Source organism: Rathayibacter sp. AY1H3, assembly GCF_002932015.1.
In genome coordinates this window covers 26,869-44,668 of the sequence record NZ_PSUU01000025.1, presented here as the reverse complement: position 1 = coordinate 44,668, position 17,800 = coordinate 26,869, and the positions used below count along the sequence as shown (strand labels likewise).

The window sequence follows — 17,800 nt, the reverse complement described above, 5'->3', positions numbered from 1 at the left end:
ACTCGAGACCCGCGGGCGCGGCCCGGAGGCCTGCAAGGGACCGCTCGGGCCTGGCCCCTCCGGCAGGGGCGGACCTACGCTGCCTTCAGTTGGACTCGCAGGCGAACCCGTCGTCGTCCCTGTCGAGCCCTGCGACATCGCCGTAGTACGGGTAGTACAGGTCGAAGTACCGCTGAGCTGAGGCCTGGTCCGGGAAGTCGTCGCAGTTCACAGCGTCGCCGGGATAAGCAGGTCGTCCCGGGCCGGGCGCCGGTGCCGGCGCCGGTGCCGCGGCCTGCGTGCTCGCCCAGAGTGCGCGGCCCTGCGGCGAGTAGATCACCAGGTTGCCGTCGTTCTGCATGACCATCCGGGAGCCCGGGCTGCCCGCCGTGCCGGACTGCCAGCGCGCTCCGCCGGAGCCCGCGTAGACCACGGCGTTGCCGTCGGACTGCATCTCGAGCCGGTTGCCGCCTCCGGACGTGCCGGCCGCCCAGCGGGCCGAGCCGCGCGAGTAGACGACGAGGTTGCCGTCGCCCTGCATGACCGCCTCGCTCCCTCCGTCGGAGGAGCGCAGCAGCTGTCCGGAGGTGAGCCGGCTCCCGGAGGAGAGGGTGTCCCGGACGGCGGGCGCGGGCGGCGCCGGAGGGGTGTCGCTCGCCCACAGCGCGCGGCCCGAGGCGGAGTAGACGACCAGGTTGCCGTCGTTCTGCATCTGCAGGCGGGATCCCGGGTTGCCCGCCGTACCCGAGGCCCAGAGGGGTCGGCCCGAGGCGGAGGTGACCACGGCGTTGCCGTCGGACTGCATCGAGAGCGTCTCGCCCTCGCCCTGGGTGCCGGCGCCCCAGCGGACGTCCCCCCGCGAGTAGACCGCGAGATTGCCGTCGCCCTGCAGGGAGGCGCGCGACCGGCCGTCCGGCGAGGTGAGCTGCTGTCCCCGGCTGAGCCGCGAGCCGGAGGAGAGGACGTCGCGGATCTCAGGCGCGCGCGAGGTCGAGCTCGCCCAGAGCGGCCGTCCGGAGGCGGCGGTGATCACCAGGTTGCCGTCGTTCTGCATCCGCATCCGCGCGCCCGGGTTCCCGGGCGTTCCCGCCTGCCAGCGCACGCCGGACCCGGGGGCCGAGACCACCGCGTTCCCGTCGGTCTGCATCGCGAGGCGGTTGCCCGCTCCGGAGGTGACGGAGCTCCAGCGCGGCGATCCGTCCACGGAGACGACGAGATTGCCGTCGCTCTGCATCGCGGCGCGCGAGCGGCCGTCGGAGGCGGTCAGCTGCTGTCCCGGAGAGAGCTCGCGCCCGCTGTCGAGGACGTCGGCGATCGGCTCCGGCTCGGGCTCCTGCTCGTCGGCCGAGGACCAGGCCGTGTCCCCGTTCGGGCGGACGAGCACGAGCTGCCCGTCGTCCTGGATGAGGGCGAGCGCGCCGGTCTCTCCCGCGGTCCCGGACGCCCAGACGGGCGTGCCGGAGCCGGTCACGACGACGAGGTTGCCGTCCTCCTGCATCCGCACCGTGGTCGCTCCGGTGCCCTGGGTCCTGGTGCTCCAGACGGGGCGGCGCCCGGCGTCGTAGATCACGGCGTTGCCGTCCGCCTGCATCTCGAAGCTCGCGGAGTCTCCGTTCGAGAAGATGCGCTCGCCCGCGTCGAGCGAGTCGCCGCCGAGGAGGGCGTTCGTGTAGGTCTGCGATCCGCGCGCCTCTGCGGGCGGAGTCTCCCCCGGGACGAAGGCGGTCGGAGTCTCGGCGACGGCCTGCGTCGCGAGGGCGGACGGCGCCAGAGCGGCGGAACCGCCCGCGGCGAGCAGGCAGGCGAGGGCCATCGCCGCGAGGCGATGAGGAGGTCGTGGCACGGAGAGCCCTTTCGGAGGCGGCGGCGGCGGAAGCCGGGGTCGAGCGGAGCCTGGCACGCGCTCGCCACGGCCGTCCATCCGGGCCGCGCGGAACCACTCAGCCGGAGCGGGCGATCCGCGCCGGCTGCGCGGGCGCCGCCTCCGGACCACGGAGCCTCCGCCCGGCTCGCGCGCCCCGGTCGGGGGCGGCGGCGATCGACGCGGATCGACGGAGGACGTGCTCCCACGGCCGGAGCGCACCCCGCGCGGGCGCCCCGGGAGGCGGCTCGGACCTCCCGCGGCACGGAGGAGGTCCCCGTTCCTCCTAAAATCGGAGGCATGTCGAAAGTGTTGAGCAGTCTGCCCGTGGGCGAGCGTGTCGGAATCGCATTCTCGGGAGGCCTCGACACATCCGTCGCCGTCGCCTGGATGCGCGAGAAGGGCGCGGTGCCCTGCACGTACACGGCCGACATCGGCCAGTACGACGAGCCCGACATCGAGAGCGTCCCGTCCCGCGCAGCCCAGTACGGCGCCGAGATCTCGCGCCTCGTCGACGCGAAGAGCGCGCTGGTCGAGGAGGGGCTCGTCGCCCTGCAGTGCGGCGCCTTCCACATCCGCTCCGGCGGCAAGACCTACTTCAACACCACCCCCCTCGGCCGCGCCGTGACCGGAACCCTCCTCGTCCGCGCCATGCGCGAGGACGGCGTCGACATCTGGGGCGACGGCTCGACCTACAAGGGCAACGACATCGAGCGGTTCTACCGCTACGGCCTGCTCGCCAACCCCCGCCTGCGCATCTACAAGCCCTGGCTCGACGTGCAGTTCGTCAACGAGCTCGGCGGCCGCACCGAGATGTCGGAGTGGCTGGTCGCCCGCGGCTTCCCCTACCGCGACGCCACCGAGAAGGCCTACTCGACCGACGCCAACATCTGGGGCGCCACCCACGAGGCCAAGCGCCTCGAGGAGCTCTCCAGCGGCCTCGAGCTCGTCGAGCCGATCATGGGGGTCGCGTCGTGGCGCGACGAGGTCGAGATCGCCTCCGAGGTCGTCTCGGTGCGCTTCGAGGCCGGCCGCCCCGTCGCGCTGAACGGCGTCGAGTTCTCGGACGCCGTCGCGCTCGTGCTCGAGGCGAACGCGATCGGCGGACGCCACGGGCTCGGCGTCTCGGACCAGATCGAGAACCGGATCATCGAGGCCAAGAGCCGCGGCATCTACGAGGCCCCCGGCATGGCGCTGCTGCACATCGCCTACGAGCGCCTGCTGAACGCGATCCACAACGAGGACACCGTCGCCCAGTACCACTCGGAGGGCCGCCGTCTCGGCCGCCTGATGTACGAGGGCCGCTGGCTCGACCCGCAGTCGCTGATGCTGCGCGAGTCCATCCAGCGCTGGGTCGGCTCGGCCGTCTCCGGGGAGGTCACCCTGCGTCTGCGCCGCGGCGACGACTACACGATCCTCGACACGACCGGCCCCGCGCTGAGCTACCACCCGGACAAGCTCTCGATGGAGCGGGTCGGCGACGCCGCCTTCGGCCCCGAGGACCGCATCGGGCAGCTCACGATGCGCAACCTCGACATCGCCGACTCCCGCTCGCGGCTCGAGCAGTACGCGGCCGCCGGCCTCGTCGGCGGTCCGACCGCCGAGCTCGTCGGCGAGCTCGAGATCGGCGAGGCCGACGCGATCACCGAGGGCGGCGGGTCTGCAGCGGCCGATGCGCTCGGACGCGCCACCGACCTGGCCTCGGAGGGTGCGGCGTTCGACGCCGGAACCGACTGAACCCGCCCGCCCGACGCCCCCGCGCGCATCCGTCCCACGGGGACGCGAGGCGCACGGGGGCGTCGTGCTGTGCGGACCGACCCGGCGCGCCGGGTGCGAGGGCGGGCCCGGCGCGAGAGCGGTGCTCCGGCGTTAATCGCGCCGGCCGTCAGGGCGCGGAGGACCGGACGAGCGCGAGCGCGGCGTCCACGGTGGCGAGCGACTGCGCCGGATCGACGCGGGCCAGCACGAGCGCGGCCACCAGCAGCGACACGAGGACGTCCGCCTGAGCCGACGCCCACGCCTGCGCGTCGGGCCAGCGGGCCAGCGCTCCGGTGCGCAGTGCGCCCAGCAGCTCGGCCCGGTAGTCGGCGATCACCTCGCGCACGGCGTCGTCGCGCGCGATCGGCGCGCCCGCGGCGTTGAGCAGCAGGCAGCCGCTCTTCGCCGAGAGCGTGCGGGAGTCGGCGAGCGCCGCCCGCAGCCCGGCGAAGTACTCCTCGAGCGCCGTCGGCGACGCCCCTCGCGGATCGACGAGCGGGGCGAGCCGGGGCCGCACCACCTCGTCGAGGTAGCTCTGCACGGCAGCGTCGAAGAGCCCGCGCTTGCTGCCGAAGGCGTGGTAGAGGCTGGAGCGGCGCAGTCCGGTCGCGGACTCCAGGTCCGGGAGGGACGCCTCCTCGAAGCCGCTCTCCCAGAAGACGGCGCGGGCGGCGCGGACGACCTGCTCGGTGTCGAAGCCCTGCGTGCGACCCACGGTGCTCCTCCTGAGGGGTGACAGCTGCGGCGCCGCACTGGCGCGGACCGCTCGCTCCAGTATATTGTGGACTGGTCGTTACACAATCGGTGCGGAGCCCTCCGCACCACGACCATCGCCTGGAGGCCCGCCGTGATCGTTCTCGGACTGGTGCTCGCCGCTCTCGCCGCGGCGCTGCACGTCTACATCTTCGTGCTCGAGTCGGTCCTCTGGACGACCTCGCGCGCCCGAACGACGTTCGGCACGACCGCCGGCGAGGCGGAGGCGACGAAGGAGATGGCCTACAACCAGGGCTTCTACAACCTCTTCCTCGCCGTCGTCACCGTGGCGGGCATCGTCGCCGTCGCGATCGGCGCCACCGCCGTCGGCGCGGCCCTCGTCTTCGCCGGCGCCGGATCGATGGTCGCCGCAGCACTCGTCCTGCTCCTCTCCGCTCCGACCAAGCGCCGCGCCGCGCTGACCCAGATGACCCCGGGTCTGCTCGCGGTGATCGCGCTCGCCGTCGGCCTCTCACTCTGATCCCCTCCGATCCACCACCACGAAAGGTCCTATGAGCACCGTCACCAGCACCCAGATCCAGCTCGTCCGCCGCCCCGACGGCTGGCCCGTCGCCGAGGACTTCCGGACCGCGACCGTCGAGTACGGCGACCCGGCCGCGGGCGAGATCCGCGTCGAGAACGCCTTCCTCTCGGTCGACCCCTACATGCGCGGCCGCATGAACGACGTGAAGAGCTACACCCCGCCCTTCGCCCTCGGCGAGACCATGACCGGCGGTGCCGTCGGCCGGGTGACCGTCTCCGACGACCCCGCGTTCCCCGTCGGCAGCGCGGTCCTGCACCAGCTCGGCTGGCGCGACGTCGTGCAGGCCGAGTCGTCGCAGTTCCGCGTCGTCCCCGAGATCCCCGGAGTGCCGCTCTCGCTCCGCCTCGGCATCCTCGGGATGACCGGACTCACCGCGTACGTCGGGCTCATCGCCATCGCGGGCATGAAGGAGGGCGACACCGTCTTCGTCTCGGGCGCCGCGGGAGCCGTCGGCTCGGCCGCCGGTCAGATCGCGCGCCTCCTCGGAGCCGAGCGGGTCGTCGGATCCGCGGGCTCGGCCGAGAAGGTCGCCCTGCTCACCGAGAAGTACGGCTACGACGCCGCCTTCGACTACCACTCCGGCCCGGTCCGCGAGCAGCTGGCCGAGGCCGCGCCCGACGGGATCGACGTGTACTTCGACAACGTCGGCGGCGACCACCTCGAAGCGGCCCTCGACGCCTTCCGCGACGGCGGCCGCGCGGCGCTCTGCGGAGCGATCGCCGGCTACAACAGCACCGAGAAGACACCCGGCCCCGACAACATGGCGAACATCATCACCCGCGGTCTCACGCTGCGCGGATTCACGCTGTCCGGCTACCTCGACCACTCGCCGGAGTTCAACCGGCTGATGGCCGGCTGGTTCGCCGACGGAGAGATCGCCTACGACGAGACCGTCGTCGACGGCATCGACCACGCCGTGGACGCGTTCCTCTCGATGATGCGCGGCGGCAACACCGGGAAGATGGTCGTCCGCGTCTAGCGCCGACCCCGGTGCGGCGGGCGCGAGGAGGGGCACCTCCGGACGCCCGCCGCATCCGTCCTCCGCCTCCCTGACCGGGACCTCCGAGAATGCTCGCGGATCCGCGGGGCCGATCGGTCCGGGCGGTGGCAGACTGCGGACATGAGCACGTTCTCGCACCGGACCGGCGCCTCCGCGCTGGCAGCAGCAGCACTCGTCCTCGTCCTCACCGGCTGCGCGGGCAGCGGCGGAGCCCCGTCCGCGCGGACGCCGCTCCCGACACCGACCGCGACCGCGACCCCGACGTCTTCGCCGACTCCCGCTCCGACGCCGACTCCCACCGTGACCGTCACGGTCACGGCGACCCCCGAGCCCTCGTCGACCGGTTCTCCCGCCGCGGATCCGGCGGCGGCGCGCTGCACGGGCTCCGACCTGACGATGGAGTACCGCCCCGACCCCGACGCGTCGGGTGCCGGGAACAGCGCCTTCGACCTCGTGCTCACCAGCACCTCCTCCTCCGACTGCGCTCTCGCGGGCATCCCCGGCGTCTACGCGACCGACGCCGACGGGAACCGGATCAGCGCGGTCGCCGACGCGTCCGGCCCGAACCCCGACGCTCCCGTGATCCTCGTCCCGGGCGCCCGGGCGGACGTCCGGGTCGCCTGGCACTCCCCCGGCGCCTACGGCTGCACGGTCGGGACCTCCGCGTACCTCGTCGCCGAGGTCCTCGACGCCCCGGACGGCGCGGTCCGCGCCCCCGCCGAGCTCCAGGTGTGCACCGACGGCACCGTGATGATGGACGCCTCCGCCTACACGCTGCTCTGAGCCCTCCCCGAGCGCGCACACCTTCCGCGCGGCCCGCTCACCGGGCGCGACCCCTTGACCGGGCGCGGCGCAGCCGGGACCCTCGCACTACACGTCCCCACCCCACCCCGGAGGTCACCATGAAGGTCGGCTCACTCGTTCTCCGTCTCGCCGTCGGCGGGCTCTTCGTCGGACACGGTCTGCAGAAGCTGCGGGGCTCGTTCGACGGCCCCGGCCTCGACGGCACCGAGCAGATGATGTCGAGCCTGGAGATGCACCCGGCCCGGCGCAACGCCGTCGCCGCAGCGGTGACCGAGACGGCCGGAGGCGCCGCTCTCGCCCTCGGCGCCGCGACTCCGCTCGCCGCCGCCGGACTCGTCGCCACGATGGTCACCGCCGTGCGCAAGGTGCACTGGAGCAACGGCCTGTGGAACGCGGGCGGCGGGTGGGAGTACAACGCCGTCCTCGTCGCGGCGACGGCCGCGATCGTCGCGGACGGCCCCGGCGCGCTCTCGTTCGACGCCCTGATCGGCAAGCGCAAGTGGGGAGCCGGCTGGGCGCTGTTCGCCCTGATCGGCGGAGCGGCTGCGTCGACCGCCCTGATCGAGGCCGGGCGACGCGCCGCGCCGGTCGGAGCGGGCACCTCCGGCTCCGACGACGGCGGGTCGGACGACGACGGCGCCGACTCGACCGCCTCGTAGCCCCGCTCCGCCGCACTGTGCGGGCGCGGTAGCGTCGGAGGCGTGACCGAGACACGCGCCTCCGACTCCGACCGCCCCGAGACCGACGCGCTCGCCCTCTGGCTCGCGGCGGTCGAGCGCCTCGACGCTCAGGACGACCCGGACGGCGTCGTCGAGCGGATGCGCGTCCTTGCAGCCCGCTACCCGGGACACGACGGAGTCGCCGCTTTCGAGCTGGGCGGCGCCCTCGACAGCGCGGGACACGAGGCGGAGGCGGCGGTCGAGTACGAGCGCGCCCTCGCAGCCGGCCTGGATGACGAGCGGCGGGCGCGGTTGACGATCCAGTACGCCTCGACACTCCGGAACCTCGGCCGCACCGATGAGGCGATCGACCTCCTCGCCGGCGCCGCCGCGCACCCCGCGGTGGGCTCCGCGCGGGAGGTGTTCCTCGCACTCGCCCTGCACAGCGCCGGGCGCGTCGACGAGGCCCTGCGGATCGCGCTGGAGGCGCTGGCTCCGGGGCTCCCCCGGTACCAGCGCTCCGTCCGCGCCTACGCCGCCGCCCTCACCGACTCCGAGCAGTAGCGCGGGCGGCTCCTCCACACGGAGGCTCGGCGCGGCGAGCGCCGAGGCCTCCGGGGCGACGGCGCCGACTCAGTCCTCGAGCAGGATCGCGTCGATCTGCCCCATCGCCTGGCGGAGTCCCTCCTCCATGCCCATCTGGACCATCTGCTCGAGCTGCTCGACCGACTCGAAACGGCTGCGGAGGACCATCCGCGTGCGCCCCGGCTCGATCTCGTCGAGGGTGACCGTGGCCCGGGTGATCCCCAGCGCGTCGACCGGGTCGCCGCGCTCGTCGGCGAAGCCGTCCTCGAACTCGAACCGCGTCGGCTCCTCCACCCGGGTCACGCGCCACCAGCCGCGCGCCTGCTCGCCGTCCGGTCCCGTCATGACGTAGGCGCTCCGTCCACCCTCGACCGGCTCGTGCCGCTCGAAGGTCGCCGGCCAGGTCGGCGGCCCCCACCAGCGCTCGAGGCGGCGCGGATCCGTCCAGAGGAGCCAGACGCGCTCGATCCCCGCGTCGAATTCGGCGGTCACGGTCAGGGTCAGTTCCTCGATGTCCTTGACGGACTGCAGCACGCTCATCGCGCCTCTCCCTCCAGCAGATCCCGCGCGCCGGTCGGCTCGCGGGTGTCACTCCTCGTCGAGGAGGTCCGACATGCGGTCGATCCTCCCCGCCCACAGCTGCTCGTAGGCGTCGAGCAGGCGCGACGCCCGCCGCACTGCGGCGACCTCGCCCTGCACCAGCTGCTCCCGCCCCCTCCTCCGCTTGCGGACGAGTGCCGCCCGCTCGAGGACGGCCACGTGCTTCTGCACCGCCGCGAACGACATCTCGTAGCGCGCCGCGAGTGCGGAGACGGACTGCTCGCCGACCAGCACCCGGGCGACGATGTCGCGGCGGGTGCTGTCGGCCAGCGCCCGGAAGAGCAGGTCGATGTCGGCGTCCATTCGTACAACCATATGGTTGCACATTAGGGCCGTCCCCTCCCCCGCGCAAGAGCATCCGTCTCCGGGGCGAGCGCACCGACCGGCGCCCGACCTCAGGCGCTCGCGGCATCGAGGGCCTCGGCAGCGGCCGCGAGCACCCAGTCCGGCAGGGGGCGGGCCGCGAACAGCGAGGCGTAGAGCCGGGCCATCGAGTCGTCGGGGTCGAGCCGCAGCGCCTCGTCGAGGTGGAGCCCCGCGAGGCTCGAGACTCCCCTCGCCCACCAGCACCACGCGAGAACGGTGAGCACGGAGGAGCGCGCCTCCTCCGGCGCCAGCGCGGCGGCGCGGGCGAGGAGCCCGGTCGCCCGCGCCAGACGGCCGCGCTCCGGAGCACGCCCGCTGCCGAGCAGCAGGGCCGACAGCTCGAGGTCGTGGTCGTCGTCCGTTCCGGCGCGGGCGTCGCCCACCGCGCCGGGCGGCACTCCCACTCCTGCCCGCGGGCTCCGCGCGATCTGCACGGTCACCCGGTCGCGGAGGGGCGGCGACTGCAGGGTCCGCACGATCAGTCCTTCGCGGCGGACGTCCCGCGGTCCGCTGAGCCAGCGCTCGACGAGCCGTTCCGTGTCGCCGACCAGGGGCGGCCGGCGAAGCACCTCCGCGACGAGCGCGCGATCCTCCTCGGTGACCGGCGGCAGCACGGAGAGCGCGTCGATGTCCAGTGGCTCGTCGGCCACCGCTCGGGCGAGGACGCCGGTCTCGCTCCGCTCGATCTCGAGGAGCGGACGTGGCCTGCGGCACTCCTCGGCGTCCGTGTAGCGCCCCCATCCGTCGGCGGCGATGCAGGCCACGGCGATGATGTCCAGCCGCGTGCGCTCCAGGCGCCGGAGCACCGCGTGGCCGAGGTCGAGATGCGGGATCCCCCGCTCCTCGGCGTAGCCCGCACGGGTGCAGACCACCACCAGCACACCGGTGGCCCGCGGCATCGTCTCCATCATGGCCGCGCAGCCGCCCGCCAGCGCCTCCGCCTCCATCCCGCGCAGCGTCTCCGGGAGCGGGATCCGGAAGCCTCCCCCGGCGCGCGTGCCGAGGAACGGCACCACCACGACGGACTCCTCCGGACGGATGCCGATGATGGAGGGGACGGCCGCCAGGAGGTCCTGGATCGCGCTCGCCCGCAGGACTTCGGGATCGCGGCGGCGGGACGGAGGAGCAGGGGTTCGCTGTGTGGATGTCATGTCCGACACCCTGCTCGCGTCGCCGGCGGCGCGAGATCCCGCCGGCCCCGACCGGGGAGAACCGGAGCGAATCGGCGCCTGTGGAGGAGCGCTCGGGGCCGGCGGCTCAGCCGGCCGCGGGAGCCCGCAGCACCTTCGCCATCGGCCGTCCCTTCGCGATCTCGTCGATCAGCTTGTCGAGGTACCGGATGCGCTGCATCAGCGGATCCTCGATCGTCTCGACCCGCACGCCGCAGATCATCCCTGTGATCGCCGAGGCCTGCGGAGGCAGGCGCGCCGCCGCGAAGAACTCCTCGAAGGTCGTCCTGCTCTCGAGGTGCCTGGCCAGCTCCTCGTCCGAGAAGCCGGTGAGCCAGCGGACCGCCTCGTCGACCTCCTCCCTCGTCCGGCCCTTGCGCTCCGCCTTCGCCACGTAGAGGGGGTGCACGTCGGCGAACGCCACGGAGAAGATCCTGCTCATGGCCGGGAAGCGTACTCGCGCGACGCCCGGCGCGGCAGAGGCGCCCGCCCCGCTATCCTCCCCAGTGGCCCTCGCGCCTCCACCCCGCAGCCCACAGAGAGAACCACCGTGAGCCTCCTCCGCACCAAGTCCGTCGAGCAGTCGATCGCCGACACCGATGAGCCCGAGTACAAGCTCAAGAAGTCGCTGACCGCGCTCGATCTCACGGTCTTCGGCGTCGGAGTCGTCATCGGCGCCGGCATCTTCACCCTCACCGGCCGCGCCGCCCACGACATCGCCGGACCGGCGATCGTCCTGAGCTTCGTCGTCGCCGCATTCGCCTGCGCCCTCGCGGCCATGTGCTACGCCGAGTTCGCCTCCACGGTCCCGGTGTCGGGCTCCGCCTACACCTTCTCCTACGCCTCCCTCGGCGAGCTCTTCGCCTGGATCATCGGCTGGGACCTGATCCTCGAGCTGTTCCTCGGAGCGAGCGTGGTCGCGCAGGGGTGGAGCGCGTACCTCGGGTCGCTGCTGCAGCAGCTGGGAGTGACCCTCCCGCCGGCGCTCACCTACGGCGGCGTGGTCGACGTGCCGGCGATCCTGCTCGTCCTCGCGCTCGGCGCGCTGATGACCTTCGGGATCAAGGAATCGCTGCGCGTCAACCTGGTGCTCGTCGCGATCAAGCTGTTCATCGTCCTGTTCGTCATCATCGCGGGCCTGCAGTTCGTGAACACCGCCAACTACACCCCGTTCGTCCCCGCCGCCGAGCCCTCGCAGTCCGCGTCCGGTCTGACCCAGCCGCTGCTCCAGTTCCTCTCGGGCATCGAGCCGGCCACGTTCGGCGTCGGCGGCATCATCGCCGGCGCCTCCCTGGTGTTCTTCGCCTACATCGGGTTCGACGTCGTCGCGACGACCGCGGAGGAGACCCGCCGCCCCCAGCGCGACCTGCCCATCGGCATCATCGCCTCGCTGATCATCTGCACGGTCCTGTACTGCGCCGTCGCCCTCGTCGTGACCGGCATGGTCCCCTACCGCGAGCTCGACCCGTCGGCCGCGCTCGCCAATGCGTTCGCCTACCACGGGCAGACCTGGATGGCGACGGTCATCTCGGCCGGCGCCGTCGCCGGTCTGACCACCGTCGTGCTGACGCTGCTGATCGGAGCGACGCGCATCATCTTCGCGATGGCGCGCGACGGGCTCCTCCCCCGGCGCCTGGCCACCGTCCACCCGCGCCTGCGCACGCCGTGGTTCACCTCCGTGGTCGTGACCATCGTCGTCGCGCTGCTCGCCGGGCTCACTCCGATCGGCGTGCTCGAGGAGATGGTCAACATCGGCACGCTCTCGGCGTTCGTGCTGGTCTCGGTCGGCGTCGTGGTGCTGCGCCGCAAGCGGCCCGACCTGAAGCGCGGCTTCCGGGTCCCGCTGAACCCGTGGCTCCCGCTGCTCTCGGCCCTGATCTGCACCTACCTGATGCTCAACCTCTCGATCGAGACCTGGCTGCGCTTCCTGATCTGGCTGGCCGTGGGCTTCGCGATCTACTTCGCCTACTCGCGCAGCCACGCGAAGATCGGCGAGCAGTCCTAGGGGGCCAGGCCCACCTTCGGCCTGGCCCAGGAGCGTCCGCGCGTGTCCTTGAGGATGTCGTACTCCACCTCGACGTGCGGCTCGATCGCGCTGTACTTGTCGTTCGGGGCACCGATCACGAGCTGGAAGCCGAGACCGCGCCACGCACCGATCGCCCGCTTGGTGAAGTGGGCGTCGGCCTTGATCAGCGCCTCGTCCATGAAGACCGGGGCGTACCGGGGGCGGTCGGCTCCCGCGTCGCCGAGCTGGTAGCGCAGCGCCGCTCCGACGATGAAGGCGATCAGCTCCTGCGACTCCCCGCCGGACTTCTCGCCGATGTGGTCGTACAGCGCCACGTGCGCTCGGGTGACGGCGTCCACGCGCTCGGCGCTGACCCGGACGTGGTTGCGGACGTCGACGAGGTCGCCGAAGTCGGGCGCGGTGCGCCGCAGCCGCTGGATGAGCCGGGACATCCGCCGGTAGACCTGCTCGCGCTCCTCCTCCGCGGACACGGCCTGGATCTGCGCGCGCACCTCGCGGAGCTCGCGGCGGAAGCGACGGCGCACCTCCGACTGGTTCTCGCGCGTCGTGATCTGCAGACGGTGGCCGTCGTCGTAGAACGGCAGATCCTGCATGATCACGTTGATCGGCTCGATCCGCTCGCGGATCTCCCGCAGTGAGCGGCCGAGCGTGGAGTCGAAGCTCGTGAGGTCGTTGCCGGAGAGCGTGAGCAGGCTGTCGCGCCACTCGGTCTCGAGCCGGTGCAGGCCGCTGGTCTCGAGGGCGTCGAGCAGCCGCTCGAAGTCGCCCGCGGACGCCTCGGGGTCCGCGAGCAGGTTGGGGTTCGGCCAGCGGTCGAGGAAGCCGATCATGATCCGGCCGGCGCTCTCTCGCTGCTGCTCGTGCGACTCGGCCGCGGAGCGGCGGTCCTCCGCCAGTCGCTGCGCTGCCGTGGCGAGCGCTGCGTCGAAGCGGACCAGGACGTCCGAGGCGCTGCCGGACGCCGCGGCCTCGGTCAGCGTGAACCGGGCGTCCAGGAAGGCGCGCTGGTCGTCGTCGAGCTCGCGTCCTGCGCGCTCCGCCGCATCGAGAACCGCCTGGCTCGCGTCGACGTCGTCGACCACGACGGCCCACTCCGCCTCGATCCGCTCGCGCTCCACACCGGCGCGGGCGATCTCCTGGCGGAGGCGCTCGAGGCGGCCGCGCAGCCCGTCGATCTGCTGCTGCAGCCCGGCGAGCTCGGGGTTCGCCTCCGCAGCCTCGGCGCCGACCGCCTCCCAGCGCTCCTGCTCGGCGAGCAGCGACTCGACGTCGACCGTCTCCCAGCTCACCAGCGCGAGGCGGGCGTGGCGCGTCATCCGGTCGTCGAGTGCATCGAGGGATTCCTCCGCCGCCGACGCCGCCGAGACGGCCGCCGCGCTGCGGGCCCGGGCCGCCTCGACCAGGGCGTTCAGCTCGCGGAGTCGACGGGAGTTGGAGAAGCCGAGGACGTTCGCGGCGCCGTGGCCGCCGTGCGCACCGCGCTGCCCCTGCGAGAGCTGACCGGTGAGGGTCAGGGCGAGCCGGTGGCGTCCGAGCTCCGCAGCGCTGTCGACGCACACGTAGCCGAAGCGGTCCTCGAGCCGGTCCTGTAGCCAGCCGGTGAAGGCGGTGGCGCGGTAGTCGAGGCGCCCGGGCAGCGTCTGCGGGTCGAGGCCCCGCACCTCCTCGAGCCCGGTCTCCACGCCCTCGTAGCGGAGCCGGACCGGGAGCCGGAGGGAGTCGATGGCGCGGCGGAAGCGGTCGAGGTGGGCGGAGTCGATCATCAGCGTCGTCGCGAAGCCGCCGAGGGCGAGCGTGAACGCCTCGCGCCAGGGCTCGAACTCGGCACGCACCTCGACCAGCTCGCCGACGAAGGGCAGGTCGTCGGCGGTGAGGCCGGCTGCCTCCGCGATCCGCTCGCGCGCCTCGTGCAGAGGCCGGGGGATGCTGTCCCGACGGTCCGAGGCCGAGCGCTGCTCCGCCTCGAGCTCGGCGAGATCGCGCGCCGCGGCCTTCCGCTCGGCGACCGCGTCCGACCAGGCCGCACGGGTGCTGCGCTTGGCGTCGGCCGCGCTCGCCGCCCGGGCGAGCACCGCCTCGAACCGCTCGCGGGTGGTCTCCGGCTCGCCGAGAGCGCGCAGGTCCTCCTCGAGCCGGGCGCGGTTCTCGCGCGCCGCGCCCAGCCGCCGCTCCACCTCGCGGAGCTCGCGCTGGGCCGTCTCGAGGCGGTCGCCGCCGGAGGCCCGCAGCACCTCGGCGAGCCCGTCCCGCTCCGACTCCGCCGCCTCGGCGAGGGCCCGCTTCTCGCGGAGCACGGCGTCGACGGCGCGGGTGCGCTCGCGCAGCTCGACCTCGACGTCGCGCAGCAGGCCGAGGCGCTGCTCAGCGCGCCACAGGGCCGCCGGCGACACCGGGGCGTCGAACTCCCCGAGCGCGTCGATGAGGCGCACGCGCTCCGCGGACGCGGCGATGCGCAGGCGCAGGCCCCGCAACGGCTCGAGTGCCGCGACCTGCTGGCGCGCGGTGAGCATCCGCTGCCGGGTGCTCTCGAGCTCGTCGAAGTGGGCGACGACCGCGTCGGCGGAGGCCAGGGTCTCGGGCTCCTCGAGCACGAGCCGCTTGTAGAGGTCGTCGACGGTCGTGATCTGCTGACCGGCCTGGATGCGGGCGAGCAGGCTCATCGCCTTCGATCCGGCTCCCGCCGCTCCGATGCCGAGCACCGCGTGCAGACGCGCCGAGAACTCGCGGTCGGTGCCGAGCGGATCCAGGCCCGCCGCGCGCAGCGACGCGTCGGAGAAGCGGTGCGCCGCCGCCCGGTCGAGCGCGGCGAGGTCGACCGGGCCCTCGGCGCTCGCGCGGATCCGCACGGTCTCCTCGAGCACCCGGGAGCCGGCCGGGACGTACCAGGCGCGGACCGCGCTGAAGCGCGAGCCGTCGTGGTCGACCCAGGTCATCGCGACGGCGGTCCAGGTGTCGACTCCGTCGCCGCGCAGGACGCGCATGGTCGTGCCCTCGTCCGTGCGCGACTCGTCGAGCTTGCCGCGCGCGTAGGAGAGGATGTTGCGCTGGTCCTCGCCGCGCGGACGGCCCGTCACTCCGCCGTTCGAGGCGCCGTTGAACGGCGTGGTGTGCGGCATCATCAGGGCGATGTAGGCGTCCATCAGCGTGGACTTGCCGGAGCCGGAGCCGCCGCAGAGCAGTGTGGCCCCCGGCGAGAAGCGGACCCGGTGCGCGCCGTCGTAGCCGCCCCAGTTGACCAGCTGCAGGTCCTCGGCGAGCCACTGCTGACCGCGGGAGGCGGCGGGGATCAGGCCGAAGAGGGTGTCGAGCATCGTCATCGGGGGTCGTCCTCCGGGTCGGGGGTGTCGTCGTCGGTCGGCTCGTCGTCCAGCGGCTCGTCGTCGGCCGGCTCGTCGTCCGCGACATCGGTCCCGGGCAGGACGCCGTCCGTGGGCGGGTCCGCGTCCTCGTCGAGGCCGTCGTCCTCGAGCGCGTCGTCGTCCGCCTGCTCCGGATCGTCCGAGCCGGGCTCCTCGGCGACCGCCGCTTCTGCGACCACCGAGGAAGCGTCTTCGCCCGCCCGCCCGCGCAGCCAGTCGCTCAGCTCCCGCAGCTTCGGCGCGCTCAGCACGATCTCCACGATCGGGCTGATCCGGTACCGCCCTGCGGACTCCTCGTCGACGATGCCGTCGCGGCCGAGCCGCTCCAGCGCCTTGCGGACCATGCGCTGCCGGCGGGCGGTGTCGCGCTCGGCGTCGGCGAAGTAGCTGAGCACCGTCTGCTCGACCTCCTCGACGTCCACGCGCGCCGACGCCTCGCCGGCCGCCGACTCCCGCTGATGGACCGTGCGCAGGTGCACCAGCACCAGCGTCTCGGCGCGGGTGTAGGGGAGGTCGCGCAGCAGCACCGGCATCTCCACCTCGTCGGAGCGCACCTGCTGCTTGTAGGCGACCCCGCGCTCGTGGTCGACGACGAGCCGCACGAACAGGTCGTTCAGCCGCGACTCGATCAGCTGCCGGTGCTCCTGGAGCACGGCCCACTGCTCGCGGTGGCGGTCGGCGAGGAGGAAGCGGCGCTGCAGCACGTGCACGAGCACCCGGCGCACCTCGGTGTCGAGGACGCCGCGGTCGCCGGGGAAGAGCTCGTCGGGGTCCTCCTCCATCGACACGGGCGCGATGAACGGATCGGCGGCGGTCCCGTCGGTCGCCAGGGTGTCACTCATCGTCGGTCTCCTCCTCGGTGCGGGCGGTCACGGATCCGAAGGCGAAGCGGCGCACGGTCCCGTCGGGTCGGCGCGTGCTCACGACGGAGTAGCCCTCGCGGTCGACGAGGCCCGTCCGGTGCGCGATCTCGAGCAGCCCGAGCAGGTCGACGGGCCGTCGCGTGTCCTCCGGAGCCGCGCTGAACGCGTCCGCCAGATCGAACTCGTCGCCGAGCTCCGCCACGTAGGCCTCCAGCTCCGCGTAGCGGGGACCGCCCCAGGCCCGGCTGTCGTCGCCGACGAACTCGGCGTCGCCGTCGTCTCCGGCCAGGGGCGCCGGCCCGCCGGCCGGACGCACGTCTCCCAGGGTCTGGCGCAGGTGGCCGATCCCGGCGACGGGCAGGTGCCGCAGCGGCGCGACCGGCGCGTCCGGCGAAATCCCGCCCGTCCACTCCTGGAGCCCCGCCATCACGTCGCGCAGCAGCTCGTCCACCTGGCGGTCGCGAGCCGGGTCGTGGGTGCGGACCTGGCCCGTGATGACGTGGGACGCGCGGCGCTGCGCGGTCAGGACCTCCTGCACGCCCAGCTCCACCCGGCGGCCGATCGCGGCCAGCTCCGCGCGCTGGGCGGGGTCCATCAGGCGGGAGAACGGCTGCACGAGCACGGTGTGCAGCTGATCGGCGAGCGCGTCGATCCGCTCGGGGTCGCCCAGGAGGCGGAGGGCTCCGGCGAACGCACGGCCCTCGCTGGTGGCCTGCATCACGTGCTGACCTCGCTCGAGGTACTCCCGCAGCACCTCGCCGGTCGGGCGGACGTCGCGGCGCAGGTCCGCGACCACGTCGCGCTGCATCGCCTTGATCGACTCCGCCACCCGCGCGAAGTCGGCCGGCAGCTCGCGGGCGAGGTGCACCACGTTCTCGGCCTCCTCCAGGAGCTGCTCGTCGTCGGCCGGCTCGAGACCGGCGCCCTCCTCGAGTGCGGCGATCTCGGCGTCCAGGCGCGCCCGCTCCTCGCGGAGCCGCGAGAGGCGGGCCTCCGGGTCGGGATCGACGTCCGCGGCCAGCCGCTCGACCGCCTCCAGCAGGGTGCGCACCCGCGAGTTCGAGACGCGCGTGCGTCCACCTCCGGTGCGCCCGGTGATCTCGAGGGCGCTCACGGCGTGGGCGCTCAGCCGGTAGACCTCGGCCTCGCCCTCGATCTGCGGCACGAGCCAGCCGACGCGGACCCAGTAGCGGCACACCTCGCGCGCCGTACCGCTCGGCAGAGCGCGCTCGCCCTCGTCGTACCCGGCCGAGCGCAGCTCCTCGAGCAGCTCCCCCACCTCGGCGTGCGCGTCGGCGACCGCCACGGCCTGCCGGTCGACGGTGAACACGAGCGACAGGGCGGCGACGACGAACGGGGCGTACCGGCCGTGGAGGAGATCCAGGGTCGGCGTCCGGAAGGCGCCGAGGGAGCGCAGGTAGGCGGCCTCGGCGCGGGAGTTCGACATCGCCCTCAAGGATAGGCGGCGGGTCGG

The 17,800-nt window shown here is 73.5% G+C and carries 16 protein-coding genes; 7 read left to right on the top strand and 9 right to left on the bottom strand.

The annotated features are described in order from the left end of the window. Nucleotides 1-85 precede the first annotated feature (85 nt). Nucleotides 86-1,792 carry an excalibur calcium-binding domain-containing protein gene (locus C5C33_RS11110; protein ID WP_181136235.1) on the bottom strand — a complete coding sequence of 569 codons (1,707 nt, stop codon included), beginning with the start codon at nt 1,790-1,792 and terminating at the stop codon, nt 86-88. 348 nt (nt 1,793-2,140) lie between these two features. Here C5C33_RS11110 and argG point away from each other — a divergent pair, with 348 nt between their 5' ends. Then, nucleotides 2,141-3,577, top strand: coding sequence for an argininosuccinate synthase (gene argG, locus C5C33_RS11105; RefSeq protein ID WP_104222545.1), 1,437 nt, complete (start codon nt 2,141-2,143; stop codon nt 3,575-3,577). A 148-nt stretch (nt 3,578-3,725) separates the two neighbouring features. On the opposite strand, the gene C5C33_RS11100 is transcribed toward argG, so the two are convergent. After that, on the bottom strand, nt 3,726-4,313 hold the full coding sequence (locus tag C5C33_RS11100) for a TetR/AcrR family transcriptional regulator (RefSeq protein ID WP_104261132.1): 588 nt from the start codon (nt 4,311-4,313) through the stop codon (nt 3,726-3,728). Between the two features lie 132 nt (nt 4,314-4,445). On the opposite strand from C5C33_RS11100, the gene C5C33_RS11095 reads away from it, so the two are divergent. The 5 genes from C5C33_RS11095 (at nt 4,446) to C5C33_RS11070 (ending at nt 7,922) form a co-directional block, all read left to right on the top strand. After that, nucleotides 4,446-4,832 carry a DUF1304 domain-containing protein gene (locus C5C33_RS11095; RefSeq protein ID WP_104261131.1) on the top strand — a complete coding sequence of 129 codons (387 nt, stop codon included), beginning with the start codon at nt 4,446-4,448 and terminating at the stop codon, nt 4,830-4,832. 31 nt (nt 4,833-4,863) lie between these two features. Then, nucleotides 4,864-5,874 carry an NADP-dependent oxidoreductase gene (locus C5C33_RS11090; RefSeq protein ID WP_104261130.1) on the top strand — a complete coding sequence of 337 codons (1,011 nt, stop codon included), beginning with the start codon at nt 4,864-4,866 and terminating at the stop codon, nt 5,872-5,874. Between the two features lie 141 nt (nt 5,875-6,015). After that, the gene (locus tag C5C33_RS18545; protein WP_181069116.1) at nt 6,016-6,678 is read left to right on the top strand and encodes a DUF4232 domain-containing protein; all 663 of its coding nucleotides are present in this window, start codon (nt 6,016-6,018) and stop codon (nt 6,676-6,678) included. Between the two features lie 119 nt (nt 6,679-6,797). Further along, nucleotides 6,798-7,358, top strand: a complete 561-nt coding sequence (locus tag C5C33_RS11075) for a DoxX family protein (protein WP_104222539.1) — start codon at nt 6,798-6,800, stop codon at nt 7,356-7,358. 42 nt (nt 7,359-7,400) lie between these two features. Then, nucleotides 7,401-7,922 (top strand): tetratricopeptide repeat protein, encoded by a 522-nt coding sequence (locus C5C33_RS11070; RefSeq protein WP_258068809.1) that lies wholly within the window; start codon nt 7,401-7,403, stop codon nt 7,920-7,922. A gap of 69 nt (nt 7,923-7,991) precedes the next feature. Here C5C33_RS11070 and C5C33_RS11065 read toward each other — a convergent pair whose 3' ends face one another. The 4 genes from C5C33_RS11065 to C5C33_RS11050 all read right to left on the bottom strand — a co-directional run bounded on the left by C5C33_RS11065 (nt 7,992) and on the right by C5C33_RS11050 (nt 10,520). After that, complete coding sequence (locus C5C33_RS11065; RefSeq protein ID WP_104261127.1) at nt 7,992-8,483, bottom strand: SRPBCC domain-containing protein; 492 nt, start codon at nt 8,481-8,483, stop codon at nt 7,992-7,994. Nucleotides 8,484-8,531: 48 nt separating this feature from the next. Beyond that, nucleotides 8,532-8,846, bottom strand: a complete 315-nt coding sequence (locus C5C33_RS11060; protein WP_374953252.1) for an ArsR/SmtB family transcription factor — start codon at nt 8,844-8,846, stop codon at nt 8,532-8,534. Nucleotides 8,847-8,938: 92 nt separating this feature from the next. Next, the gene (locus C5C33_RS11055) at nt 8,939-10,060 is read right to left on the bottom strand and encodes a DUF4192 family protein (RefSeq protein ID WP_104261126.1); all 1,122 of its coding nucleotides are present in this window, start codon (nt 10,058-10,060) and stop codon (nt 8,939-8,941) included. Between the two features lie 106 nt (nt 10,061-10,166). Then, complete coding sequence (locus tag C5C33_RS11050) at nt 10,167-10,520, bottom strand: DUF2200 domain-containing protein (RefSeq protein WP_104257296.1); 354 nt, start codon at nt 10,518-10,520, stop codon at nt 10,167-10,169. Nucleotides 10,521-10,628: 108 nt separating this feature from the next. Between C5C33_RS11050 and C5C33_RS11045 the strand changes: the two genes are divergently transcribed. After that, nucleotides 10,629-12,083 carry an amino acid permease gene (locus tag C5C33_RS11045; RefSeq protein ID WP_104261125.1) on the top strand — a complete coding sequence of 485 codons (1,455 nt, stop codon included), beginning with the start codon at nt 10,629-10,631 and terminating at the stop codon, nt 12,081-12,083. On the opposite strand, the gene C5C33_RS11040 is transcribed toward C5C33_RS11045, so the two are convergent. The 3 genes from C5C33_RS11040 to C5C33_RS11030 are packed head-to-tail and all read right to left on the bottom strand — an operon-like array spanning nt 12,080 to nt 17,773. Further along, nucleotides 12,080-15,421, bottom strand: coding sequence for an ATP-binding protein (locus C5C33_RS11040; protein ID WP_104261124.1), 3,342 nt, complete (start codon nt 15,419-15,421; stop codon nt 12,080-12,082). The genes C5C33_RS11045 and C5C33_RS11040 overlap by 4 nt on opposite strands. Continuing rightward, a complete protein-coding gene (locus C5C33_RS11035; RefSeq protein WP_104225411.1) occupies nt 15,418-16,305 on the bottom strand; it encodes a DUF4194 domain-containing protein in 888 nt (295 codons plus the stop codon). The genes C5C33_RS11040 and C5C33_RS11035 overlap by 4 nt, the downstream gene beginning before the upstream one ends. Then, a complete protein-coding gene (locus C5C33_RS11030) occupies nt 16,298-17,773 on the bottom strand; it encodes a DUF3375 domain-containing protein (protein WP_104247174.1) in 1,476 nt (491 codons plus the stop codon). Before C5C33_RS11030 ends, C5C33_RS11035 begins: the two co-directional genes overlap by 8 nt. Nucleotides 17,774-17,800: the final 27 nt, after the last annotated feature.

Bases quoted from the DNA above. Each gene is read 5' to 3' on its own strand.
- argG (WP_104222545.1), top strand. From the start codon at position 2,141: ATGTCGAAAGTGTTGAGCAGTCTGCCCGTGGGCGAGCGTGTCGGAATC.
- C5C33_RS11035 (WP_104225411.1), bottom strand. From the start codon at position 16,305: ATGAGTGACACCCTGGCGACCGACGGGACCGCCGCCGATCCGTTCATC.
- C5C33_RS11090 (WP_104261130.1), top strand. From the start codon at position 4,864: ATGAGCACCGTCACCAGCACCCAGATCCAGCTCGTCCGCCGCCCCGAC.
- C5C33_RS11065 (WP_104261127.1), bottom strand. From the start codon at position 8,483: ATGAGCGTGCTGCAGTCCGTCAAGGACATCGAGGAACTGACCCTGACC.
- C5C33_RS11030 (WP_104247174.1), bottom strand. From the start codon at position 17,773: ATGTCGAACTCCCGCGCCGAGGCCGCCTACCTGCGCTCCCTCGGCGCC.
- C5C33_RS11050 (WP_104257296.1), bottom strand. From the start codon at position 10,520: ATGAGCAGGATCTTCTCCGTGGCGTTCGCCGACGTGCACCCCCTCTAC.
- C5C33_RS18545 (WP_181069116.1), top strand. From the start codon at position 6,016: ATGAGCACGTTCTCGCACCGGACCGGCGCCTCCGCGCTGGCAGCAGCA.
- C5C33_RS11055 (WP_104261126.1), bottom strand. From the start codon at position 10,060: ATGACATCCACACAGCGAACCCCTGCTCCTCCGTCCCGCCGCCGCGAT.
- C5C33_RS11060 (WP_374953252.1), bottom strand. From the start codon at position 8,846: ATGGACGCCGACATCGACCTGCTCTTCCGGGCGCTGGCCGACAGCACC.
- C5C33_RS11040 (WP_104261124.1), bottom strand. From the start codon at position 15,421: ATGACGATGCTCGACACCCTCTTCGGCCTGATCCCCGCCGCCTCCCGC.
- C5C33_RS11075 (WP_104222539.1), top strand. From the start codon at position 6,798: ATGAAGGTCGGCTCACTCGTTCTCCGTCTCGCCGTCGGCGGGCTCTTC.
- C5C33_RS11110 (WP_181136235.1), bottom strand. From the start codon at position 1,792: ATGGCCCTCGCCTGCCTGCTCGCCGCGGGCGGTTCCGCCGCTCTGGCG.